Source organism: Secundilactobacillus sp. MJ173, from assembly GCF_059704265.1.
Genome location: NZ_BAAKGN010000068.1, coordinates 25,061 through 50,907, shown reverse-complemented (window position 1 = coordinate 50,907; position 25,847 = coordinate 25,061). Strand labels below are relative to the sequence as shown.

Below are 25,847 nucleotides of genomic sequence, written 5' to 3'. Positions count from 1 at the left end.
GGTGTAACAAAGTTGACCGTGTACTCGTTGGCTGAAGGAACATTATCCGTTGGTACTTCACCCTTAGTCTAAACTTGAATTGGGTCTGTATCTTTGCCAGCTGGCGTCGTAATGTTAACCATAATTGGCGTCTTCGGATCTGAACCCTTTGGTATATTGACGTATACCTTGTCATTTCCTGGTGTTGGCACATAACCGGCCGGAATGTCTGGTGTAACATCAACTGTATTATCTACTCCTGGGTTAGCTGGAACCGTGATTTTACCGACCACATCGCCATTTGGTGTGACAAAGTTTATCGTGTACTGGTTGGCGTATGGCGCATCAGGAACTTGTTCCTTAGTCCAAACTTGGACGCCATCCGCATCTTGACCAGCTGGTGTTGTGACGTTAAAGACAATTGGCTTATCCGGCACATCGGTCTTACTAATCGTGATGTTGCCATCTTTACCTGGTGTTGACACGTAACCCTTTGGAATACTTGGGGTGACGTTTAACTTATCGCCTGGATTACCAACGAACGACATGTGACCAATAACATCGCCGTTTGGTGTGACAAAGTTTACCGTGTACTGGTTAGCGTACGGTGCATCGGGAACCTGTTCTTTGGTCCAAACTTGGATACCATCTGCATCTTGACCAGCTGGGGTTGTGATGTGAACAATAAGTGGTTTCTTCGGATCAGCACCCTTTGGAATATCAACGTATACCTTTTCTTGCCCTGGTGTAGGTACATAACCATCAGGAATATTTGGTGTAACTTCAATGTGATGGCTCAACGCTGGGTTACCCGGAACTGTGGTCGTACCAACCACATCACCATTTGGTGTGACGAAGTTTACCGTGTATTGCTGAGACGCTGTATCAGGAATACCAATCGCATTGTAATAATAAGGTTCATCTGCGTTTAAGAAGGTTGAATCCTTACCTAAATCAGGATTTCCCAACTTGGTTAAGTCGTCCTTGGTAAGCGTAAATTTAACTGGATTCAATGCTGATACGTACGTAAATTCAGGTACGTAAGTAATCTCATCACCACCACTTGGAATTGAGTGAAGCGGCACTGCTTGGTAATTACTGTTAGCATCAGGCGTAAAGGTAACATCACCCGTTGCTTCATCTGTACTGATTGTCCAGTTAACTTGCTGAACAATTGGACTTGGTAATTTAGATTCATTAACGTCTGTATTACCCTTGAAGGTAATCGTACGGGTTGAAGTAATGGTTTCCGTGGAGATGTGATGTGTTAAATGAATCACTACATCCGCATTATCAGCCGCAGCAAAGGTATATGACCCTGAAGCTACTTGACCATCAGCTAAATCATAGCCAGCTGGCTTATCATTGGTATTCCAAGTAGCACTGCCACCTGTAATCCCAGTAAGCTTTGTTGGTGTACCAACTGCAGCACCATTGTTATCGTCATCAACATATTTAACATTCGCACTTTGATTGGTACCGATGTAATGAACGGTAACAGATTCGTCTTTCGGTGTTTCAGTTTTCATTGGATGTTGAACCGATACACTTCCAACACCATTCTCAACGGTATAACCGGCGCCCGCAACAGCCTTATAACCAGGAACAGTTGGTGCTGTTAATGCAGGATACATCCCCATTGGGGAGTAAAAATCTAACGGTGTCTTAGATACTGCACCAATTGGCCGAATATAGGTCACTTGCTGAACTTGGTCTGGAGCAATCGTATCACCTTTACTATCAACAAAATGGATAGTCCTGGTCTTTGTGACTGTTTCATAATCCAGTTTTTCCGCAATTGGTACTGTCCACTTTTGATCTTTCGTATCATCATGATCAAACGTTGTAATCGCACCAGTAAACGTTAGGAAGTCGTTAAAATTCCCAGTAGTATAACCAGCCAAAGCATAGCCTGCTGGAATCAGATTCAAGATTGTACCTTCATCATAGTTAACTGGACTATCAGAAGCACCAGTTAAGGTAGTGGTGGCCAATTCAGTACCATGATTATCAACAAAGTAAACGTTAACCGTTTGAGTATTAGGAACATAGGTTACATTGACGGTTGTGCCACGCTTATCAGGCGTAGTGACCTTACCATTAGTAACATTGTCTTTATTAGGTACTGGTGTAGGAATGGTAACTGTCTTATCAGTATTAATAACGGTATAACCAGGTACATTGGGAGCAGTAACATCAGTGCCAGGAAGACCCGTTACCGTAGTTGGGGTAGCGTTCTTGATTGGGTCACCATTTGGATCAACAGGAACTAAGGTAGCATCCGCAGGCACCTGATCATTAAACTTACTCAATTTAACGGTAATTGTTGGAGTAGCCTTGTCATCGTGATCAAAGACTTTCGGTGCGGTAACAAAACCAGTCTTATCACCATTAATTGGAAGATACCCTTGGCTTACTAAAGTCTTTTGAATATTCAACGCTTTGGTGTAGTCGATATTGCTATCGGATCCACCCGTTAAATCGATGGTATCACCTAACTTATTACCATCTTGATCAACGAATTGAACCTTAACTGTTTGAGTATTTGGCGTGTAAGTGACTTTGACAGTAAAATCAGGGCCATTGGGAATAGTTACATTTGACGTAGTTGCAGCGTATCCGGGAACATCAGGAACCGAAACACTGTTACCTGGGAAATCATTAACCGTTGTTGGCGTGGTGTTCGGAATTGGGTTATTGTCTCCATCACTTGGAACTAAAGTTGCGGTTACTTTTTGGTTGTAGACGACATCGATACCAGTTAAGCTTGCAGAATCAGTCGCCTGATCAAACGCAATTTCAGGTGCAGGTGTCACACCAAAATCAATGGCAGATCCATCGGCATGATTAAATTCAAAGGCAAGTATATCTCCGGCCTTAGACGAGCCCAATTGCTCACTCGTAGTTACACTGGTGGTATCTGGCTTACTATCATAGTAACTATTTGTTTGTGTGATTGTATTTTTAACCTTATCCACACTGATGACAGATTGTTTAATCCCCGATTTGTTTTGCGGCGTGTTTGCATACGTTAAGGTAATTTTATTTAGTTGGTCAGTTGGGTAGTCAGAAACACTGGCATCAATTGCCGAAACTTTTGTATCGTTACCTAACGTGAGTGTTTGAGTTGGTTTAATAGTTTTACCCGTCGTATCTTCAACTGTGACAGGAATATTCAGGGCAGTAACATTTAGCTTCCCCGCCACATCAATAGTGTTATCAAACAAATACCCTGGGTTAGCAGCAGCTAGTTTAGATAACCCTTGATTGGAAAGTTGAATATCATAGCCCTCATTTGGAGCGGTAACAACGTTCTTAATAGTAGATAAGTCCAAATCACCATCAGCAGTAGTAATCGTATAGGTATTGTTGCCTGCAGTTGCCCAATCACTTGGTGCTTTCAAGTTACTTGGTAACGTAACGGTAAACGTATCAGGTGTAGCCGCACCCCAGACGATAGTTTGGTCACCCAACTTAACTTGGTCATCATTCAAAACTTGCTTATATTTGACATCATAAGTTGTTCCCGGAAGAACAGTTTCGTCAGAGGTAAGTGTAGCCGTGCTAGCTTTAAAAGTCTGCTCCTTTGGAATACCCGTTTTATCTAATACATATTGAGTACCATCAGTTGTAGTTATCGTAGTTGGAATTATTGATAATGGATTATAAGTGTCGCCAACCTTGCCGTTAGTTGTGACAGCGTTACTATTTGTTGCAGCATTAGTAATTGATGTACCTAATTCATCAGTCAGGTTATACGTGTCTTGGACTGGAGCATGAACGATGTAAAATTGTCCCACCCATTGAGGGCCATCATAACCATCACCCAGTGTTAAAGCATTTGTTAATCCAAGTGCGGTTGCCACCGTCTGATTGTTGGGAAATGAGCCATCATGATCTAAAACATATTTACCATCCGTCAAATTACTAGAGTCAGTTGCATAGAGAATGGCATCGTCATTCTCACCCTTTTGATTACCATACTTCACAGTTGTTACATTATTTATATCAGGATCGACCATGATGTTTACCGGGAAGAGGGAATACGAATTGGTATCAGTAAAACCAGTTGTTGTAACGCTGCCCCATTGAACAGCAAAAGATTGTCGTCCTTTATAATTATCTAACTGTTTAACCGTAAAGTCCGTGTACGTGACACCTCTTTTATCCAAAACGGTTTGAACTTGCTTTTCAAAACTTTGTGCAGGATCCGTAGGCTTTGTATAAGTAGTACTTGTCTGGCCGTTCACGCTTGTAGTATGTGCATCAGCAATCATCATTCCTGCGGGAACAATCACAATATCAGTGAAATTCTGAAATGCACCTGAAGTACCATTGAAAAAGGGCAGGCTCATGTAAGTACCATCACCATCACCTAACGTTTTATTGTTGACGCTCTCATCAGTAAAATCATCATCTCCTAGATAAAATCCGCCACCAAAATTAGATAAGCCCCGATGAGTCGCAGAATTAGTTACAACTACACTGATTTGCCCAGATCTAACATTAGTCGTTGCTAACTGACGATCTGGATTAGCACTATTTAGGGTAGCCAGTGCTGCAGCAGTCAGATTGACAGTATAATTACCAACTTTAGTATTATCAACATTACTAGTGTCAAAGTAGCTTATTGGAATAGTATATACAACATCGTCTTGACCCGTATTATCGTAGCTAACAGCCCAATCAGTTGGTACCTTTTCTTCACGAGAAATAACACCAGTCAGTGAAGTTGGCAAAGCAGCATTGGCAACAATTGTCGCAACACCAAGACTTAATTTTGTATTATCCGCAATTTTAAACGTTCCTGGAGCAATCTTATCAGCGGTAATATCATAGTTTTTATTAACGTCCTTTAACTTTTGCAAACCAGCATCAGTTAAATTAACTAGATAACTGCCAGCAGTTTGGCTGTCAATATTAGCTTGAATATCACCAGAAGCCAGCGTAACCGTGTACGAACCATCATCGTTAGCAGCCCAGTCAGTCGGTGCAACCAAGCCATTATCCAGTTTGATTTCGTAACTAGTTGGATCCGTTGAAGCATCGTTATCATACAGTTTTGAAGTATCCGCAATAGTTACAGAGCCACTAATAATGGGTGCCTTGGTGATAGTTAACTTGCCACCGACTACAGTAGATAGTGTTAAATTTTTTTCTTTGTTAGCTACAACCGCATTGATGCGCTGAATTCCCATATCACTCAAAGTGATGTCATAAGTACCTACATCTTGTTGGACCTGAGATAAATCTAAGTCAGTTGAGGTTGAAGACACCAAATATTGATTTGGGGTACTAGTCACATACCAATCGCTTGGTGCTGTCAAATTGTCTGAAAGCTTAACGTTAACATTGCCTGGAATATCGGTGTTACCGTCGTATGCCTTCAAAGCATTTTCAACTGTTACCGTTGGCGTCTCAACTGGATCAGCCACCGTTGAAGGGTCTCCTTGAGCACCAGAAACCGCTGTAATAACTTGTGGTGTACCGGTCTTAGCATAGGCTTCCGCTGCAGCAGTCTTCGCTCGATCAATCGTACTTTGATCAGTAACGTCACCTAAGTTAGTCGTTTGAATGTTAGGCGTTGCTGCTCGAGCTTGCATATCATTTGTGGAAGGCGTCTTCGTTTCAGTTGAAGACGGCGTTCCTGTTCCTTGATTCTCCGTTTCCTGGTTTTCTGTTTCAGGTTCTGTTGTCGTTCCAGTTGTGTCTGTATCCGTTTTCATTCCAGATGTAGGTTCCTGTGATTGTGTTTCATCACCAATCACGACGCTTTTTGCTTGTAAATTAGTCTGTGTTGCAGTCGACTGAGATGTTTCTGAGTCAGTTTCAGTAGTTGCCGCATGAACATCTGGATGGTCACCCATCACAATGCCTGCGCCTAGCGAAATCGTGAATAGACCGGCGAAGAGCCACGTCTTTCCAACCTTATACATCTTAAAGTGTTCTTTAACCTGAGCACTATCCTGTAGTACCCGTTCGTGCTGCTTTTGTAGATCTTGCTTATTCATTTGATTGCCCCCCAGCAAAATTTAAACCTAGCTCCAACTTTTAGTATCCCTATTCATAGGATGCCGATATACCTAGTTAACGCTATTAATTATCCTCCAACGATACATAACAATTAACTAACCTTTGTTTGCCCATAGTATAACAATTTATTATCAAAAAAACCAGTAACAGAACGGAATTTACTGATTTTAATTTAAGTTGACTTTGCAAGTATCACTGATATGTATTTTAAAATACAAGGTGCTTCCAATCTCAATTGAATGAATCTATCACCTTCCCAGTCAAAAAACTCCTTCAACACTATTCTGATCAATTAACTTTACATTGCTTAATCATTTTCACGTTTCTGCCGCTTAACTAAGCCAAGCAAGCTCATGATACTTATCAGACTAAGGCCTAATGAAGTCCAGATGTGAGTGTTCTGTTCATTAGTTTGCGGTAACTCAGATGTTGCTTTGACTGTGTTATTAGACATCTGCTGACCAGATACTGGTTGAGCACGCTCACCAGCCTCGGTTAACCCAGATTGCCCCGCTTGACCAGTCAAACCCGTTCGATTTTCACTGCCATTCGTACCATTATTTTCTTGACTCGGTACCTGTCCATTATCCGTCGTCTCACTCACTGGCTCATTTGGCACTGTACCACCATCAGTAGTAAGCGTCGTTTCTGGTGTAGTTGGTGGTGTCTCGGGCGTAGTTGACGGTGTCACATCATTATCTGGTGCATCCGGCGTAGCAACGTAGTAAACCATTACTGTCATATTTCCAGCACTCTTGCCTATCACAACACCTGGGTATTCATTATCAACACTTGTTTGATCAGGTGTATAGCCTGAAACAACTGGCGAATTCACTGCAGGATAACCACCCTCGGGAACTGCCACAGTAGCACCCGTGACTTTATCCGTCGTAATGTACCAAGTCAATGGTTGTACTTCTGACGCATGAACTGGCATTGTCGTCCCTTGAACGAAGTAATTAATCGTCCGGGTTGTAATCGTGGTGGCATGCCCGATTTGATGCGATAAGTGAATGACAATCGTACTATTATCAGGCGTAAACGTGTAATTAACCTTATCGCTTTGACCTTTACTCAACTCGTAGTTATTTGGTGTCACAACGTTAAACGTACCTGTTTGGTCAATAAATCCGTCTAATGATGTGCCTTCAACTACCTTACCGTTTTCGACATCATCAACATAGGTGACAGCAATCTTGGTGGGATTGGGATTGTACGTCACGGTAACCGGCTTCAATGTTTCGTTACCAGTTAAAGTTGTCACGTCAATGCTACCAGCACTGACTGAAGATTGATCAGGTGTGTAGCCGATAATCTTAGTTGACGTCACTGCCTCAAAACCTTGACCAGTTTCAGTAGTTGGTGTCCACGCACCATACGTGATCTTGCCAGTTACTTCATCGATTGTCCCTGTCCGGATATAATCTTTGAGTTGAGTTACCGAATCACCTGCTTTATCACCCTTTTGATGATCAACTGTATCGTTTCCGTAAACATAGTTGATGGTCCGAGTCACCGTTGCCCTCAATTCGCCATTTTGGGGCTCAGTCACAGGCGTAATCGTCCTTGTTGCGTGTTTAATGTAGACATTGTAGCTTTGATCAACCTGGTCATCAATGTCATACGTCCCACTGGATGCACCATCATCGGCCCCAACCTGAACGTAATTGGTCGGTAACGTAATTGTGTTTGTGTACGTCTCATCCGTAGTTCCGTGCAGTGTTTGTTCAGCTAGTAGCACCTCGGTACCATCCGCTGCCGTCCAGTCTGACGTCTTGGGTGAGTCGTTCACATCAATGTAGTGCACCGTAACTTTTTGTTTGTCTGGATGATACGTAACTGTTTCTACCACTGGCTGATCATTGGCCGTTAAACCACTCGTTGCCACAGCCACAACCGTATCCTTATCCGGTGTATAACCAGTCAGCTCAGTATCACTGGCCCCAGTTGGTGAGTCAACTGCTGCAAACCCTTCACCAACACTGGTTACAGCCGTCCACGTACTGTAATTCACATCGTTAGTGACTAAATCGACTATCCCTGTGCGCGTAAAGTCCTGTTTCTGAACCACTGCTGGTGCTGCAGTCGTTCCCCGCTTACCCGCAACTGCATCATCCCCATACACGTAGTTTATGGTGCGCGTAATTGTGGTTTTTAGCTGATCGTTTTGGGGATCAGTTGTCGGCGTTATCGTCTTTGTAGCATGTTTGACGTAGACGTTATAGTTCTGACTGATCTGATCATCAGTGTCGAAAAAGCCACTGACAGAACCCGTGTCTTGAGCCACTTTAACATAGTTTGTCGGCAAGATAATGGGGTTTGTATAAACATCATCCGTGGTGCCATTCAACGTTTGCAACGCCGAAATCAGTTCAACACCATCCATCACTGTCCAGCCAGATTTCTTATTTGAACCCGTAACATCGATATAGTGAATCTGAATTATTTGAGCATCCGGATGATAAGTTACTGTTTCTGACTTTAATGTCGTCTCACCCGTCTTCAGTCCAGTCAAATCAACGTTTTCTGCAGCTATTGAAAGTTGATCCGGCATATAACCGGTGATGGCAGTCGATGGCACAGCTGTAAGCCCGCCATCATCCTGACTAATTGGCGTCCAAGGACTGTAGTAAATCACATCACCAGTGACCTCATCAACGATTCCAGTCCGTGTGAAGTCTTGCTGCTGGTTAACTGGTGCGATTACCTGATCGCCTTTGCGATGCGCCACAGTATCATTTCCATAAACATAGTTAATCGTTCGAAGTACCGTTGCATTTAATTCATCATTTTGGGGATCAGTTGTCGGTGTTATCGTCTTTGTAGCATGTTTGACGTAGACATTGTAGCTCTGATCAGTCTGGTCATCATTATCAAATATTCCGCTGGATGCACCATCATCGGCTGCAACCTGAACGTAATTATCTGGTAATGTGATCATGTTCGTGTAAGTCTCATCCGTAGTTCCGTACAGTGTTTGTTCAGTTGGTAGCACCTCGATACCATCTGCTGCAGTCCAGTCCGAAGTCTTGTTTGAATCATTCACATCAATATAATGTACTATGACCGTTTGCGGATTACCGGTGTACGTAACGTTGACTGTTGTATCTGTTGGTTTTATATCAGTAATCATATCGCCGTTAATCGGTACAATGCCAATATCAGGCGCGTAACCGTCTACCGTTGGACTAGTTACTGCTGTAAGCCAGCCCATTGGCGTATAGGTAACCTCCCCAGTAACTTTATTTTGGATAGCAGTATAGGTTAAGTTCTGGACGTTATCAGTAATGCCCGTTACAGGCGTACCGTCGGCCATCTGATAATGAATCGTCTGTTTAACCGTGACTGGCTCCAGCACCTTTGTTTCAGCGGCAACAACAATAGTGGCCTGTTGATCTTGACCATCATCGTGATCAAACGTGCTGTCCATCGTAATTCTTGGGGTAGTAATTCCCGTAGATGGGTCCATATCTGTCACGATTTCGTAACCGGCCGGAACTTCGTCAGTAACCATATCAGCTGTAAGTTCGGTATCAGAAACGCCAGTTACATCATATCTAGAGATAAGATTAGCGTCAGTATCTTCAACGGTTACGTGGACGACTTGCCAACGTGGCGTATAGACAACGGAGACCAGAATGTCACCTGGCACTAAAGTTGATTTCTGATTGATGATGGCATTTTTGGTGTTATAAATGGTCAAATCAACACCTTGCTGTACTAACGTATCGCCCACGTTTACTGGTATAAATCCTTCTGGCTGACTGCTACTACCGGATTGTTTGGGATAGTGATTTTGATAAGTCACATTAATTTTGCCATTGTTAATTACCGCTTTTCGGTCATACAGGTCATACGGTTGATATTGCCAATTCCAATAATCAACGCGAGGCTGTGGCTGATCAAAACCAAAAACAGTAGCTTCCATATCATAACCGGGTTTATTTAAGTCTAAACCATTAGGAATATTAACTTTGGTGTTGGTTAAGGTATAAGTCGCTGTCTTTGAAACTAGATCTAAATCTACCGACCATGTCAGCTGAACATTACCACCATCGGCATAATCGGTACCCAAATTAGTACGATTGGGATCAGTTCCTTTTTCCCAATTTGGATAAATCCGAACTTGAATATGAGACGTCATTGTATTGGTAATATGATCCGCACTGGAGTCATCTGCTGTTTCTTGAGTACCAGCTACCGCAGTGATTGTTTGTGGCGTACCTGTTTCAGCGTAAGCTGCTGATGCAGCACGCTTAGCCTGTGCAATGGTATTTTCGTCAGTTACATCCCCTAGATTGGTTGTTTGTACAGTTTGCGGGACAATCGTTTTAGGCGCAGCGTCCTCAGCTGTTGATGCTGCCGGCATTATAGTCTCCTGAACATTATCATCCACTGGTGGTGTATGCGTTTTCAAATCACTAGTGACGTTTGGCACCGTTTGTCCATTATCCCTGAGTGCTATTTGCGATGCTTGTGAAGCCGGTTGTTCGTTAATCACCGCTTGCGTCGTTTCTGATTCAGCTTCCGCATCTGCATGCGCATCCTGATGTCCGCCAAAAACGAAGCTGGTACCCAGTGAAATCGTGAATAGACTGGCAAAAATCCACGTTTTGCCACTTTTATACATCTTAAAATGTTCATTAATTTGACCACTATCTTGCAGTACCCGCCTGTGCTGATTTTGTATCTTTTGCTTATTCATTTTATTGCCCTCCAGCAAAATTTAACAACCTACTAACATCTCCACCCAAAAATATCGTTAAATAGTTAATGTCGTTAACTATATAGCAACTCAATATCCTAAATGACTTAATTAACTTTGCTGTTAGTATAGCAACTTATGGGTTAAATAACTAGTGGTTGTTTCTTATCTTCATTACTTTCTCTAAAAAAATAGACTCCAAGAAGTCACCGCATTAACTGCTGTGTTCCTAGAGCCTACTTTCATTTTATTTCGTCACAACACCGATTTCAAAATCCGCTGTGATCTGTGTCAAACCTTGCTTTAAAATACTGTCTTTACGGTCAACCGCGCGCCAAGTCAACGGTGTCATCTCAAACAGCGCTCTGAACAATGCTGGTGTCAGGTCAAACTGATAGTGGACTGGTGTGAAGTCAACGTTGCCGTAATGTTCAACAAAATGATCCTTAACCGGTGAATTATCGTAGGTAGCATGTTCACCCTCCGGATAAATCAACGCACGCAATTCTTTTAAATATTGACTGTTAGGAATAACCTTGATCAGCTTGCCACCTGGCTGCAATACCCGGTCAAATTCCTGATAATTAGCCGGTGACAGGATATTGACGATGGTAGTCAGCTGCTGATCACCAAAGGGTAGCTTCGCCAAATCGCCCACCATGAATAGCGGTTGCGGATCATTAACTGCACCCGAACCCGCAATATTAATGGCTGGTTTGGAAATATCTAAGCCGACGTAAGCGTCATTTGGATTCTGCATCGCTAGCCACTTGGTAGTCGTTCCTTCACCGCAACCGGCATCCAGCACTAAACCACCATGCTTAATCTGGGTCGAAACCGCCTGTAGCATTGGCTCGAAAAATCCTGCTGTTAACATCTGCTGTCGATAACGTAACATCTCATCCGTATACTCGGTTTTAACCGGCGCGTTGATCATAAACAACGTGCCTTTTTTGGAAATATCAAAACTATGTTCATTTTCACATTGAACCGTTTGGTCGATCACCGACGCAATTTCGCCACCACATACTGGGCACTGGAACTGTGGTCGATGCTGGCTTACAAACTGACTTGCTAACTCTGCTTTTTTCACACTGAGCCTCCGTTACGCTAAATGATGTGGTTTAATTTTAACAGCAAACGCCATTAAATACGAGACGGCTAGGAAACCGGCAACAACGATGTATGGATAATGCGTGTTCATATCCAATAGCGCACCAGACATTAACGGTCCAATCACGTTACCAACGCTGGTCAATGACATGTTCAATCCATTGATCAAGCCCTGATTCTTGGCGCTGAGCTTCGTCAGTAACGTGGTGATTGCTGGCCGCAGAAGATCAAAGGCAGTGAAGACCAGCAATGTGGCAATAATGACTTCAATCTTGCTGTGAGCGAAGATGATCCAAACAGTTCCGATAAGTGCAAAGAAGAAACAAATGCGAATCAGCCGCGTTTCCTTGAAACGAACGACTAACCGATCAAACAGCATCACTTGGAAAACCAGCGAAATCAAGCCATTTAATGTCAGAACCAACGCAATGTTGGCAATGCTAAAGTGAAAGACTTGGTTCACGAATAAACTGTAGATACTCTCAAACCCTTGCAGGCCAAAAGAAGATACCAGGATCAAAACAAACAGTAAGACCACTGGTTTGATCAGCAGATCGTGCCAGTCACCGTTCATGATATTGGCTGACTTCTGGCTTTGACTGGTGATTTGATCCGGTTTTTCAATTTCAGAATCTTTAGGTAATAAAATTAATAATGCAATGGTACTGAGCAACCCTAAGCCACCCGCAAACCAAAATGGGGTTTTGTAACTAATACCAGCCAGAATACCACCGATTCCAGGTCCCAGTATCAAGCCACCGCTAAAGGCTGCGGACAGCCAGCCGATAACCTTCGCTCGTTGTCGTTTGGTCGTAATATCCGCTGCCAGCGCCATCCCAGTAGGTGTCACCATAGCAGCCGAGATCCCGCCGATAACCCGGTCAATATCAAACATGCCCAGCAAGTTAGTCAGCGCAAATAAGATTTCTGAAACAGCATAAAGTGCCAGTCCAATAGCAATAATCGGTTTTCTGCCTACTCGATCGGAGATTTTTCCGATAATTGGTGAGGTGATAAATTGGGCAAAAGAAAACAAGGCCGTCATGACCCCCATATCAAAAGCCGACAAATGAAGCTGGTTACGAAGAAATGGCATCACTGGAATGACCAGGCCGATCCCCAGGCAAACCAAGAATTCACTTAAAATTAAAATCAAGATGGCACGTTTTACTTTTCCCGACATATCTATCGCCTCCCACGAATTTTAGTCACAAGTATTGTAGTATATCAGGTTTTTCGTTATAACTCTACTGATATTATTCAATAGACCTAATCAGCAAAAAATCAGCGGCTAATCCGTAATTGGATTAACCGCTGATTTCATTTATTTAATAATAAGATTACTTCGTACTTTCTGCAAACTTAGTCTTGATATAATCTGCTGAAATCTGAAGCTTCTTTAATTCATCTTCCGTTAATTCCAGTTGTAACTGTTCCTGCACACCATCACGGCCAACAATGGCTGGGTATGACAGGTAAGTGCCGTATTCTTCACGGTAATTAGAAACTGGCATTTCGGTTTCAGCACCACTTAAAATCGTGTTAGCTAAATGAACCGCTGCAGTAGCGACTCCATAGTTAGTGTATTTCTTGCCATGGAACACAGTATGGCCACCGACCTTGGCTTGGTGATCAAGGTCATCCAGATCAAGGTTTCGTTCCTTCGCAATTTCAGTGATTGGCTTCCCAAGTACACGAACTGTTGACCAAGCCGTAAATTGAGAGTTACCGTGTTCACCTAAGTTGTAACCAACAACTGAACGTGAATCGATGTTCAACTTAGCAGCCACAGCCCGCTTCATCCGTGCTGAATCCAGTAAAGTTCCTGTTCCGACAACGTGATTCTTAGGTAAGCCGGTAACTTGTTGATAGATAGATGTAATCACATCAACGGGGTTGGTGATGACCACCATCTTACCATGGAAACCAGAAGCTTTGATTTGAGCACCGACTTTTTTAGCTGCTTCGCTGGTAAATGGCAGTTCAGCAAACCGGTCATCAGTTGGGTTATCCTGTAACTTAATATTCCCAACTGCTGAAATAATGACATCAGCATCCTTTAATGCAGAGTAGTCATTCACTGTAATATTAGTATGTACAGGTAAATTTGGCATTGCATCTTCAAAATCCAATGCGTCGGCTTTCACCTTATCCTCGCGAATATCGATTAAAACTAAATCATCAGCGAAACCATTGGCCACGATATAATGGGCAGCGGTTGCACCAACATTCCCCATTCCAATGACACCAATTTTTCGAGTCATGTTACGCACCTCTATTTTAATAATTTCCTAATCGGATTGTTACTATCTTACCATTTTATCAGGAATGTGGCGACTGAAAATTAGAATTGAGGGGTTGGGGGAGGGATTTTCCTGGGTGAAAAGGCTGATATTCTAGGTACGTAGGCTAATAAGATTAAGTTCCCTTAAAAAATACTCTTACTTGGCCTTAACGTGCGAAAAGACTCTGATTCCTGCCGTATAAGCAAATAAGTTGGCCTCCCCAAAAGACCTCTTTGCCCTTATCTAGCTGAAACGCGCAAAAAGGCTCAGGCTCCTGCCATATAAGCAAACAAAAGCGGTTTTCCCCAAAAGGCCTGGGAAAAACCGCTTTTGTTCACTTATATTCTGGAGCCTACCCGAGCCTTTTTGCGCTCTGCGCTCTACATCTTTCTCAACCTTTCAATCCTCTCCTCCATCGGGGGATGGGTATCAAACAGGTGAGTGACCGATTTTTTCTTTTTCATTGGATCAGAAATATACAGCGCCGCACTACTCGGATCCGCCTCTTTCATCGGTTCCGAAGTAGAAATCTTCTGCAACGCCGAAATCAATCCCTGTGGGTTTCTTGTCAGTTCGACGCTACCTGCATCCGCTAAATATTCCCGGTTCCTTGATAATGCCATTTGAGCCAAGGTGGCTGCTATGGGACCCAAAATAATCAACAGAACCGACACGATCATCATGACAATTTGTATGACGTTGCCGCCATTATCATCGTCATCATCTTCACGACGACTACCACCGCCCCACCAGAAATAGTTACCCGCTAAGTTAACCATTCCGGTAATGGCAGCTGCCAGCGCTAAGGCCACCGTCTGCAACCGAATATCATAATTACGCACATGGGTCATTTCATGTCCCATGACACCTTCCAGCTCTTCCCGGTTTAAGCGCTCGAGAATACCAGAAGTGGCTGCTACCGCAGCATGTTGCGGATTATTCCCCGTAGCAAATGCATTAGGACTGGGATCATCGATGATAAAGACCCGCGGCATTGGTACCCGTGCCACTAGTGCCATATCTTCCACAATGTGCCATAGTTCTGGCGCCTGTTCTGCTTTAGTGATCTCGTGGCCGTGATTCATCGCCATCACGATATTGGTGGAATTACCAATCATGATTGCCGCGTAAACACCCGCAAAAACTAGTGCCAGCACTAATCCGGCAATGTAACTATCAAAGAAGACGTACCCAATCGCTGCCCCGATGGCCAGTACTAAGATGACGAACCCGGTCAAAACGTAAATCGTGCGCCGTTTATTCCGCGCAATTTGTTCGAATAACATCTCTTGTCATCCCCACTTATTTATCAAAAGACACTTTTGGTGCTGCCTTTTCTTCTTCAGGAACCTGCAAGTATTCGCTGATTTTGAAGTGGTGAATTGATGCCACAATGTTACTTGGGAATGATTGAATCTTCAAGTTGAAGCTGGCAACGCTTGAATTATACAGCTGCCGTGAATAAGCAATTTTATTTTCAGTATTCGTCAGTTCTTCCATTAACTTGGTGTATTCTTGGTCAGCCTTTAAATCTGGATAAGCTTCAGCTACCGCAAAAATACTCTTCAATGAATTACTCAACTGGTCAGAAACGGCCATGGTTTGTTGGTGGTCTTCACCCGAGCTGTTCACCAATTGATTTCTCAATCCAACGACTTTTTCCAAAGTACTTTGTTCGTAATGACTATATCCCTTCACCGTTTCAATCAGGTTAGGAATCAAATCGTTACGACGCTTTAATTGAACGTCAATTTGACTCCACGACTCCTGAACGTAGGTCCGTCCCTTGATCAAACCGTTATACGCGCTGATATAAGCAATGATTAAAATAACGATTACCACTGCTGCAATAATCCCTGCAATCATGTCTATTCCTCCATTTCAATTCTACCTATGAGTTGTCTCTATTTTACCAGTTCCTAGTACAATCACCTAATCGTGATCTTATCAAGGGAACATTCTTAAGGTTGCCATAACTTTTCAAGTTAACTAAAAAAGCCACCGCACTTGGCGATGACTTTCAGTGTTCAGATATTACCGACCCACAGCTTCCATTTCTCTTGATACTTGTTGCCCAGCTTCAACTTTCGCAACGGCTCGGTGAACATTAACACCGTTTTGATAAACGTCCTTTTCGTGTTGAATGACAGAAATGTCTTCGATTGGATTTTCTGTCATCGCAATGAAATCGGCGTATTTACCCACTGCAATCTGACCGTATTCATCATCAACGTGCATTGCTCTTGCACAGTTGATCGTTGCCGTATCAATGGCTTGTGCAGGCGTCATCCCTGCTTTATCAACGTATAGCTGAATCTCGTAGGCACTTTCACTTTGGAAACCATTATATGGTGTCCCAGCATCTGTCCCCATGGCAATTGGGATTCCAGCAGCCGCAGCCTTAGTGATGCTTGCAAAGTGTTTCTCGATATTAACGATCACCTTGCGCCGCGCCCATTCTGGGACGGTCTTTTCGCCGTATTCATAGATGGCGTACATGGCATTCATCGTTGGAACGACAGTCGTACCGTGTTCCTTAAAGATCTTGATAGTTTCATCATCAATATTAAAGGCGTGTTCAACTGTATCAACACCGGCTCGGGCGGCTTCTTTGACGCCTTCAGCACCCTGAACATGAGCAGCGACTGTCTTGCCCTTATGGTGAGCTTCAACTACCGCAGCTCGCACTTCGTCTTCATTAAACTGAATATCATCTGGTGTTTCACCGTTCTTTAGCACGCCCCCAGTGACCATAAGTTTAATGTTGTCGACACCCTTCTTCATCGCGGTGCGGACGCCTTTAATCATTTCATCTACACCATCAACTTCATGACCACTACCTGAGCCATGGCCGCCAGTCATGGTAAATGCACGACCGGATGTCATCACCTTAGGTCCTTTGATCATACCCTTTTCCTGCATTTTCTTAATCTCAATATCGATATCATAGGCGGCACCAACGTTACGAATGTAGGTAATTCCGTTGTTGATAGCATCTTTCATGTTTTGAATAGCATACATGGTGTTAAATTCACGAGAATCTGAATGCCGGTCCTCTTCACCATCGCGCCACCAGTAAGTTGGAATACTGGTGATATGAGTGTGGGCGTTCATGATCCCTGGCATGATGTACTTACCTTTCATATCGACTGTTTCATCGACTTGAACGGCACTGCTGACCACACCTTCACCAGTTTCAACGATCTTACCTGTTTCCGTATCGACTACCACATAGTGATTAGCTTCGAAGTCCTGTGCGTCATGGTTGTAAATTGCTGCGTTGGTATAGTTGATTTTTGTCATAATAATTTCTCCTCTTTATATGTAAGTTTTTTAACTGTAACGGACCATCATCTTGAGTTGAGACTAACGCGTATGACATATCAACCACCACCTTTCTTGTTGTCCAGCAGCTTCCCCCAAGCCGCTTGTCTCAGATACTCAACCTTGAGCACCTCAGAGAAGCGGCTTGAAGCCAGCTTCTATGTATTATTTCCAATAAGCATACTGCAATTGTCCGGATGCCCCAGACAGGGTATCCCACTTCAATCCGCCAAGATCTCTATTAACCAAGTGAGCCTGGGCCGTTTGGAACGTCGGCGCAACTGCCGCAATTGACATCAAGCGTTTATCAGCTTGTTTTTCAAATTCGTAACGCTGTGCAGCCGTGTACTGCTCAGTGTCGTTGACTTTGGCCATCAGTGCATCATATTGCTTATCCTTAGTTTTGGAGAAATTAATCGAGTTTTGACTTTGCATCCCGTCCAAGAAGTTTTGCGCATCTGGATAATCTGGACCCCAACCGACTGTTGTGATGTCAAAATCAGTCGTAAAGTCGCGGGATACGTGAGTGCCATGAGGTACCGAAACGATATTCACTTTAACACCCTTCAAATTCTTCTCAACGGTACCTTGAACGTATTCAGCTACCTTCTTTTCTGTATCGGTATCATCCACCAAGAAATCAATGCTGACCTTATCTTTGCCAATTTCTTTTTGTGCTTTAGACCAGTAATCCTTCGCTTTATTGACATCTGTAGGTGCCTGATCACCAACTTCATCGATAAAGTCTTTACCATTAGTTGGGTTCTTCGCGTAATCCTTTGGCACGATGTTAGTTGAAGGTGTAGAACCATCCTGCAGCACGTTATTTGCCAATGCCTTACGATCGATTACCATGCTGATCGCCTTACGGAAGTTTTCGTTTGCCGTTGTTGGCCGCTTAGAATTGAAGTAAATGTAGTTGTTTCGCCCATTCTTGGTAACCACTTCTTCTTTCTTGTTGGCGTTTGCTTTAACGAATTGGCCATTAATACTGGTTAGTTGAACCGTTCCGGCATTGAACAAGTTTTGTGCCGTATTATCATCCTTAGCCACCTGGACATCAATGTTAGCAATCTTCACGTTCTTGGCATCCCAGTAATGGGGGTTCTTGACGTAGTGCCAGGAATCATTTGATCCTGTCCACCCCTTAATTTCGTATGCACCATTAGCAACCGTGGTTTCAGCACTTGACCCATACTTGTCGCCAAATTTCTTAATTGCACTCGTATTCAAAGGCCGGTAACTGACAAATTCATAGTTCATATAAGGAACAGGTCGTGACAGTTTAATGCTAAAAGTTCGGTTATTTTCAGCGTGAACACCCAACTGACTCTTAGCCATCTTGCCGCTATTAACAGCAGCGAAGTTTTGGATGTATTGCGTATCCGTTGTTGCCTGTGACTTAGTTGCAGGATCGGCGTTTCGTTGCATCGCGGTGACGAAGTCTTGGGAAGTCACTGGATCACCGTTTTGCCATTTAGCAGTCTTTTTGATCGTAAAAGTATATTTGGTGCCATTTTCAGTTGGCTTTACAATTTTCTCAACAACGCCTGGAACAATTTTGTTATCAGCGTTTCGTCGGTAAATACCTTCACTGATTTGGTTAATAACCGCAGCCCCGTTGGTTTCAATCGACTTGTTGGGGTCGATGGTCATGGGCTCGCCAGGAATAGTTACTTTCAGTGTTCTGCTAGCGTTGCCGCCTGCTCCACCGACAATGGTCGACGCGCAGCCACCTAATAAGGCGCTCATTATCCCCATTGTGATACTTACGATGACGATCATTCCTTTATGTGTGCCCATTAGCTATTCCTCCATTTCTATGTGTATTAATATCGATGAGCGGTCCAGCACCACTCTTTTCGGCCAAAAAAAGCGCCCTTTCAGAAAGATTGAACTTTCTAAAAGGACGCTTAAGCGCGGTACCACCTTTTTTGTTGTGCAAAAACACAACCACTCACGTACGGCCGGTCGACTCGGCATAACGTTGGCGCTATATTGGGCGCACCCTAACTGCTCTATACAAGCAGTCTCACTCGGATTTAACTTTTGAAGAACAAGACGTTACGTCATCACAGTCCCTGACGCTCTCTGAAAACCTCTTGCTTTCGACTCCTTAAATCTTCTCAGTGATTTCTCATCGATATTTAATGATGCTCACTATACAGAGTTCAGCAATCAGTGTCAACCGTTTTGTGTCAAAAAGTTTTGTGTACAACTTATCTTGATTTAATTTATTCTATAATATGTCATCGAAAAATGACGCTTTAATTTTTTGCCTGTTTTCGGAAATTAATCAAAATCAGCGCAAACGTAGTAACAGCTAAAATAGCAAGCAAAATAAAGTCTTGATCGCCGCCACGGGCAGAAAGAACCGCCTGTGACAAATGCGGATCGCTATGCTGACTACTGGTCAAAATAGCGGCCATAATAGCCGTCCCAATCGAACCAGCGTATTGCTGACTGGTGTTAAACGCAGCGTTGGCATCCTGCTGCAACTTAACGTCTACTTGCCCAATCCCATTGGTCATGACATTACCGAAACTAAAACCAAATCCTAGACCGAAAATCAAATAGAAGAAAATAATCATTGGAATGTTCAAATGAAGGCCGAAAATGGCAAACAGAATCATGGCGATCACAATCAAAACACTGCCGATTCGAATTGGGTAGCCCGCGCCATGTGAATCCAGCAGCCGACCACTCATCGGTTGAACGATCCCTGAAACTAAGCTCCCTAGCAGAATAGCCGAACCAGCTACCAATGAATTTGCGCCAAACACTAACTGACTGTAGTTCGGCAGTAAATATGAGATACCAATGTTCATCAGTTGAATCAAGAAATACGACATAATACTCAAAACAAAAGTTGGTGATTTAAAAATGTTGAGGTCCAACAAATCACGGTCAGAGTGAAATGAGTGGTAAATAAATAGTGCCAGAACCACGAATCCCGCTGCCAAGAAGCCCCAGAACTGAATACTGAACCAGCCAAAATCGCCAGCCTCAGTAAAGCCCTCAGCAATCAAAAAGAAGGAAAGTCCCAGTAGTATGAGACCAACAAAATCGAACGTGTCGCGCCGAGTTTTCATCTTCTGCGGAATCGTAAAAGCGCCCAATAAAACCGCGATCACAACCACGGGTAAAATAAACCAAAAGATTTCACGCCAGGTAAACAAATAGGTGTTCATCCCACCGTATGTTGGCCCAATGGACGGTGCAACACCGACCACCATCCCGCCGAGGCCCATAAATAAGCCTAACCGGGCAACGGGGACTTGCTGCAGAATAATCGCAAATAATAGCGGAATCGCATAGCCGGTTGCGACAGCTTGAATCAGCCGGCCAATTAGTAACACGGTAAAGCTTGGTGCCAAGGCACACACACAGCTTCCAAGAATAAATGACACCCCTGAAAAAATAAAAATACTGCGAATTTTATATCGTCGCTGGATATAAGCTGAAGTTGCCATGGTCAGTGAAACCAGTAGTAAATACCCAGTAGACAGCCATTGAACCACACTCATGGACAGTTTAAACTGCGCCATCAGTGTTGGGAACGTCACGTTCATCGATGTTTCAACTAAAACACCGCAAAACGCCATTAAACCAGCACCAATAATCGCTAGCATTGTCTTTCTCGGAATGGCTTGATTTTGCAAAGTAAAGATCCTCTCTCTATGTCGTTTTAATGGTGATGATGACAAACATCATGACCAGCCTATATAGTATAGGCGTTCTCTGCTTAAAAGGCCAAGGTATCAGGCAATTAATGCCGGATTTAGAGTATAATTTTAATGAGACGATTAAGGGGGAGTTATTATTGCAAGGCGATTATTTATTTTACGTTAAACTGGGTTGGCTGATCACCGGGGTCTTCTTTGTGATTTTTGGCATCAACTATGCCTATAACCGAACGTGGCTGAGAAACGGCATTTGGTTCAACCTGTTTTTCTACAGTTTTTGGCTGAATCTGGCCATGACCATTCTGAGCACCGACAATAACGCTATTATTTATCCCGTTGGGATCCTATTCTTATTTATCCTCTTCTGTATTGGTCTGGTCTTTGCGCTTCAGGCGATTTTATTGCTGTGGAACGCGGCCATCGTTTGGCGCCGGGAAAGCCATTCGCTAGCCAATTCACTGACACTTTACCTGGGAATTGGCATTATTCTACTGCCATTTCTGATTAGTCTTATCCGGGCACATTTACCCGTCTTCTGGGCTGACGTGTTCACGACCTTTCCAGTCCTATGCATCTTGTATGCCGTCTTCTGGTTTTATAATTACCTTACCGTACTGGTGCTCTACCAGCTCTATTGGCCCCGTCACAACAAGGATTTCATCATCGTACTGGGTGCCGGTTTGATGAACGGTGACCAAGTCACCCCCTTGCTAGCGCAAAGAATCAATAAGGGGATTCAATTCTCCCAACGTCAATTTAAGAAAACGGGTCACGCCCCGAAAATGATTTTTTCCGGTGGTCAGGGTGGCGATGAAACCATACCGGAGGGTGAAGCCATGCGTCAGTACGCTATTACCCACGGTGTCGGGAGCAACGATGCCCTGGCTGAAACGGCCTCCAAAACGACTTATGAGAACATGGTCTTTTCTAAAAAAATTATCGATGAATCACCGGTTAAAAAGCCAAAAACGATTTTTGTCACTAATAACTACCATACGTTTCGAGCCGCTATCTTTGCCCAATCAGCAGGATTAAAAGCCGCCGGTATCGGTTCTAAAACAGCCGGCTTCTTCCTGCCAAACGCTGTCATGCGTGAATACATCGCCATCGTCATGCGTCAGCGGAAATTACACTTGATCATGGTGATATTGATGTTGATTTTATCGCTAATGCTGGTCATGCTATCACTGCATTCGGACTGGATTGCAGCGTGGTTACAGGGAATTCGTCAGTTTTTGGATCACCTCTAAAGAAGGTGTGACACAACTCGGTAGATTCCAGAATATAACACCCAAAAGCGCTATTCCGATGGTTTTTATCGGGATGGCGTTTTTGGGTGTTATATGGCCGGAATCTGAGTTGTTGAACAGGTTAAGGCTATATTCGAGTAGCGAGCTAAAGCAAACTTTAAGTGATCATTCAGTCAAGAAACCAGGTGAAATTTTTACCAATATACGCTTATATCACAGCCACTTTCATTCCGTCACAATTTTAACATCGTACCCGTTCCCTGCTAGTATTCTAGAGGCATTATAAGGACCCAGCCCCTTCCGGTAAAGAATGTAGACAGTGTGACCCGTTGGGATTTCGTTTAACCGGTCACGTAGCTCCGTCAGTGGAATAGCCAAATCCGAATCAATTGTGCCGCTAGCTGACTTACCTGTTTCGCGAATATCGAGAAAGGTACCGTCACAGCGTTCAGTCTCGGTTAAATCACCGTACTTGACCGTCTGATTAACTTGCTGGCGTTGGTTGATCCCCACGTAGCCAGCCATATTCAACGGATCGCGAGGAGCTGAATATGGTGGTGAATACGGTAGCTCGATGCCTGGCAGTTCATCAATGGTGAGACCACCAGCAATCGCCGCTGAGAGCTCCCCTGACCGTTTATCAACACCGTTTTCGCCCACGAATTGACCGCCGAGAATTTTACCAGTATCCGGTTCATAAATCAGTTTAATATTCAATCGTTTCGCATTCGGGTAGAAATAAGCATGGTCAAAGGGGGTAATGAACACACTGTCGTAATTGGTAATTCCCGCTGCTTGCAGGGTTTGTTCGGAGTAGCCCACCATACTTGCAGTAAGATTAAACACTTTCACAGCGGACACACCCACAAATCCGGGATAATGTAGCGGCTCACCGTTCAAAATATCTGCCAGTAAATGGCCCTGCCGGTTGGCGGCACTGGATAGCAAACTTGGAATCGGTAACCCGGTGATCCGACTAGTTGTTTCGATAACATCACCAATGGCATAAATATCAGGCGCAGAAGTGGCAAATTGATCATTCACAATAATGTGTCCATCCGCCCATAATTGAAGACCAGCGTTTTTGGCAATTTCACTATTGGGAGTGACCCCAGTGACCACCACCAGCATATCCGTGGTCAGTACACTGCCATCTGATAAATGCAGCTCATGACCGTTGTCGGTAACCAGCTGAATCGTCTCACCTAGTTTGACATCCACGCCGTTTTTTACCAGTTCTTTTTCCAAGAAATCTGCCAATTCAATATCATATGGTTGCATCACTTTGTCGGCTTGATCAATCAGCGTCACTGATAATCCTAGTTGCCGGAAGTTTTCTGCAAGTTCAACACCCGCTGCGCCAGCGCCTAAGATTGTCACCTGCCGAGGCGCTTCCGTTTGGATGTAGTTTTTAATCCGGTCACCATCCGTCAAACTACGCAGCGTAAAGGTGTTATTAGCAGTTTCAATGCCGCTGATGGGTGGCAACACTGGCCGCGCGCCAGTTGATAGCACTAACTTGTCGTAAGATTCATCATACTGTTCGCCACTCTCCAGGTTCTGCACACGCAACACGTGCCTTGCCGGATCAATCGCTGTGACTTCGTGACGTACGCGAACATCAATATTGTTATTCTGTTTCAAAATTGCTGGCGTCCGCTCGATTAACGCATTACGGTCAGTGATAACACCACCTAAATAATACGGCAACGCACAGCTGGCAATTGAAATATGTTCGCCACGTTCCAGTATCAGAATCTCGTTTTGTTCATTCAACCGCCGAAACCGGGTGGCAAAGGATGCTCCAGCGGCAATGCCGCCGATGACGATGACTTTCATAGGAAACCCTCCATTCTAAATAAGCGCTTTCATCAGATTTAGCATACTGGTTAACTAACTAATGCGCAAGCAAGATGTTCCCATCACTACCACATCTTCTTCAAGCAATTAATTTACGAATTTGCTGTACTACATTATGAGAAAAGTGTACACTAAGGAATAATGTTTTCTCACAGAATATTAATAATCTAATTGGAAATACATATTAGGGGGAACCAACCATGTTTAGCGAAATCGGTCAATTAATTTTTGACAATGAAGCTGTGGCGAAAACGCAAGATTTTACCATGGGACTAGAAATCGAGATGCAACGAGTCGACGAAACCGGGGAATTAAGTCAGGAACCATATCCTGCTGGTGCTGGCGATGAAAAGACGAACCCTTGGATCACCAACGACTTCTTGGAAACCATGTCGGAGGTCGTTACACCGCCTGCCAGTCACGCACTGGATGCGATGCACTACTTATTTAGTTTAAATAACGCCTTACGAACCGCACTTTCACCAGGAGAATTACTGTGGCCCTTATCGATGCCACCACGTTTACCAAAGGATAAGTCAACCATTCCACTAGCTAAAATGGGGCCTGACAAAGAAGCCTACCTGCATGAGTGGGTCAAACGTCATGGTTTCGCTGCTGGAACGCCATGTGGTGCTCACATTAATCTTAGTATTGATGAGCATGTTTTCGAATTGGTGTATAAACATTTCAAGGACCGTTTTCCGAATCGGGTTGATTTAGAAAACTATCTCTACACGATTATCGCTCAGGGCTTTTGCCGATACCGCTGGCTGATTACCTACCTCTTTGGCGCCAGTCCAATCGCTGAAGCAGGTTATTTTGATAAAAATGAGGGACCGGGTCATCCAGTACGGAGCATCCGTCAAAGCACTTATGGCTTCGGTACTAAGTTTAAAGGCGACTACACCAGCGTTCAACGGTACGTGGACCGGATCGAAAAAGGCGCCAAAGATGGTACCTTGATTTCCGATTATGAATTCCACGGTGCCGTCCGTTTGAAGGGTAACTCAAATTTGAAAGACCTACCTAAAACCGGCGTTAAATACCTAGAACTGAGAATGTTAGACTTAGACCCCAGCAGTTCAGTGGGTGTGAGAACCGGCACGCTACGTTTCTTACGATTAATGGCCAGTTATTTCATCATGACACCTGCTTTGCACCCAGAAGAGGTCGAAAAAGTCATCAACCGTTCTGATGAAATGAACGAAATCGTTTCTGAAGAAGAACCTACTTCCGTCACTAAATTTCAGGCTAAAGCCAAGGCACTCATGCGTCGACTAGAAATGTATGCCAACCAAATCCAGTTGGGACCAGAATATCAAGAAGAACTGGAAGATCTCGAAGACCGAATTGAGAACCCTTATACCACACCAAGTGCACGACTAATGACACACGTTAAAAACGATTCACTAGAAGCGTACGCACTGATCCGGGCTAAGCGTTATCAGAATTCAGCACTGGAGACCATCCGGCCGTTTAAAGGCTTCGATCACAAGCGAAAACTCACTGCTGAAGATTTGAAGAGTCAGCTATTCAAGGGTAGTTGGGAACCGCAATGATCATCAAAAAGGACGTTCACTTATCAGTGTAAACTGGTAAGCGAACGTCCTTT

13 protein-coding genes are annotated in these 25,847 nt (G+C 43.8%); 2 read left to right on the top strand and 11 right to left on the bottom strand.

What is annotated here, in order from left to right:
• Positions 1-68 precede the first annotated feature (68 nt).
• The 10 genes from AC6H04_RS10885 to AC6H04_RS10840 form a co-directional block, all read right to left on the bottom strand.
• Positions 69-5,990 carry an MBG domain-containing protein gene (locus AC6H04_RS10885; protein ID WP_497571693.1) on the bottom strand — a complete coding sequence of 1,974 codons (5,922 nt, stop codon included), beginning with the start codon at positions 5,988-5,990 and terminating at the stop codon, positions 69-71.
• A gap of 329 nt (positions 5,991-6,319) precedes the next feature.
• Positions 6,320-10,717 (bottom strand): mucin-binding protein, encoded by a 4,398-nt coding sequence (locus AC6H04_RS10880; RefSeq protein WP_497571692.1) that lies wholly within the window; start codon positions 10,715-10,717, stop codon positions 6,320-6,322.
• 247 nt (positions 10,718-10,964) lie between these two features.
• Positions 10,965-11,810 carry a methyltransferase domain-containing protein gene (locus tag AC6H04_RS10875; protein ID WP_497571691.1) on the bottom strand — a complete coding sequence of 282 codons (846 nt, stop codon included), beginning with the start codon at positions 11,808-11,810 and terminating at the stop codon, positions 10,965-10,967.
• Positions 11,811-11,822: 12 nt separating this feature from the next.
• Positions 11,823-13,013 carry an MFS transporter gene (locus AC6H04_RS10870; RefSeq protein ID WP_497571690.1) on the bottom strand — a complete coding sequence of 397 codons (1,191 nt, stop codon included), beginning with the start codon at positions 13,011-13,013 and terminating at the stop codon, positions 11,823-11,825.
• A 157-nt stretch (positions 13,014-13,170) separates the two neighbouring features.
• Positions 13,171-14,094 (bottom strand): L-lactate dehydrogenase, encoded by a 924-nt coding sequence (locus AC6H04_RS10865; protein ID WP_497571689.1) that lies wholly within the window; start codon positions 14,092-14,094, stop codon positions 13,171-13,173.
• A gap of 401 nt (positions 14,095-14,495) precedes the next feature.
• Positions 14,496-15,401: a zinc metalloprotease HtpX gene (htpX, locus tag AC6H04_RS10860; RefSeq protein ID WP_497571688.1), complete on the bottom strand. Its 906-nt coding sequence runs from the start codon at positions 15,399-15,401 to the stop codon at positions 14,496-14,498.
• A 16-nt stretch (positions 15,402-15,417) separates the two neighbouring features.
• Positions 15,418-15,981: a LemA family protein gene (locus AC6H04_RS10855; protein ID WP_497571687.1), complete on the bottom strand. Its 564-nt coding sequence runs from the start codon at positions 15,979-15,981 to the stop codon at positions 15,418-15,420.
• 168 nt (positions 15,982-16,149) lie between these two features.
• Positions 16,150-17,418, bottom strand: coding sequence for a metal-dependent hydrolase family protein (locus AC6H04_RS10850; protein WP_497571686.1), 1,269 nt, complete (start codon positions 17,416-17,418; stop codon positions 16,150-16,152).
• A 186-nt stretch (positions 17,419-17,604) separates the two neighbouring features.
• The gene (locus AC6H04_RS10845; protein WP_497571685.1) at positions 17,605-19,242 is read right to left on the bottom strand and encodes a peptide ABC transporter substrate-binding protein; all 1,638 of its coding nucleotides are present in this window, start codon (positions 19,240-19,242) and stop codon (positions 17,605-17,607) included.
• 464 nt (positions 19,243-19,706) lie between these two features.
• Positions 19,707-21,101, bottom strand: a complete 1,395-nt coding sequence (locus tag AC6H04_RS10840) for a DHA2 family efflux MFS transporter permease subunit (protein WP_497571684.1) — start codon at positions 21,099-21,101, stop codon at positions 19,707-19,709.
• A 161-nt stretch (positions 21,102-21,262) separates the two neighbouring features.
• Here AC6H04_RS10840 and AC6H04_RS10835 point away from each other — a divergent pair, with 161 nt between their 5' ends.
• The gene (locus tag AC6H04_RS10835) at positions 21,263-22,375 is read left to right on the top strand and encodes a YdcF family protein (RefSeq protein ID WP_497571683.1); all 1,113 of its coding nucleotides are present in this window, start codon (positions 21,263-21,265) and stop codon (positions 22,373-22,375) included.
• 225 nt (positions 22,376-22,600) lie between these two features.
• Here the strand turns inward: AC6H04_RS10835 and AC6H04_RS10830 are convergent, their stop codons facing one another.
• The gene (locus tag AC6H04_RS10830) at positions 22,601-24,214 is read right to left on the bottom strand and encodes an FAD-dependent oxidoreductase (RefSeq protein ID WP_497571682.1); all 1,614 of its coding nucleotides are present in this window, start codon (positions 24,212-24,214) and stop codon (positions 22,601-22,603) included.
• Between the two features lie 221 nt (positions 24,215-24,435).
• Here AC6H04_RS10830 and AC6H04_RS10825 point away from each other — a divergent pair, with 221 nt between their 5' ends.
• Positions 24,436-25,794, top strand: coding sequence for a glutamate--cysteine ligase (locus tag AC6H04_RS10825; RefSeq protein WP_497571681.1), 1,359 nt, complete (start codon positions 24,436-24,438; stop codon positions 25,792-25,794).
• The last annotated feature ends 53 nt before the right edge of the window (positions 25,795-25,847 follow it).

Coding starts and splice junctions, on each gene's coding strand:
- AC6H04_RS10855 (WP_497571687.1), bottom strand. CDS start 15,981: ATGATTGCAGGGATTATTGCAGCAGTGGTAATCGTTATTTTAATCATT.
- AC6H04_RS10880 (WP_497571692.1), bottom strand. CDS start 10,717: ATGAATAAGCAAAAGATACAAAATCAGCACAGGCGGGTACTGCAAGAT.
- htpX (WP_497571688.1), bottom strand. CDS start 15,401: ATGTTATTCGAACAAATTGCGCGGAATAAACGGCGCACGATTTACGTT.
- AC6H04_RS10850 (WP_497571686.1), bottom strand. CDS start 17,418: ATGACAAAAATCAACTATACCAACGCAGCAATTTACAACCATGACGCA.
- AC6H04_RS10825 (WP_497571681.1), top strand. CDS start 24,436: ATGTTTAGCGAAATCGGTCAATTAATTTTTGACAATGAAGCTGTGGCG.
- AC6H04_RS10845 (WP_497571685.1), bottom strand. CDS start 19,242: ATGGGCACACATAAAGGAATGATCGTCATCGTAAGTATCACAATGGGG.
- AC6H04_RS10830 (WP_497571682.1), bottom strand. CDS start 24,214: ATGAAAGTCATCGTCATCGGCGGCATTGCCGCTGGAGCATCCTTTGCC.
- AC6H04_RS10885 (WP_497571693.1), bottom strand. CDS start 5,990: ATGAATAAGCAAGATCTACAAAAGCAGCACGAACGGGTACTACAGGAT.
- AC6H04_RS10870 (WP_497571690.1), bottom strand. CDS start 13,013: ATGTCGGGAAAAGTAAAACGTGCCATCTTGATTTTAATTTTAAGTGAA.
- AC6H04_RS10865 (WP_497571689.1), bottom strand. CDS start 14,094: ATGACTCGAAAAATTGGTGTCATTGGAATGGGGAATGTTGGTGCAACC.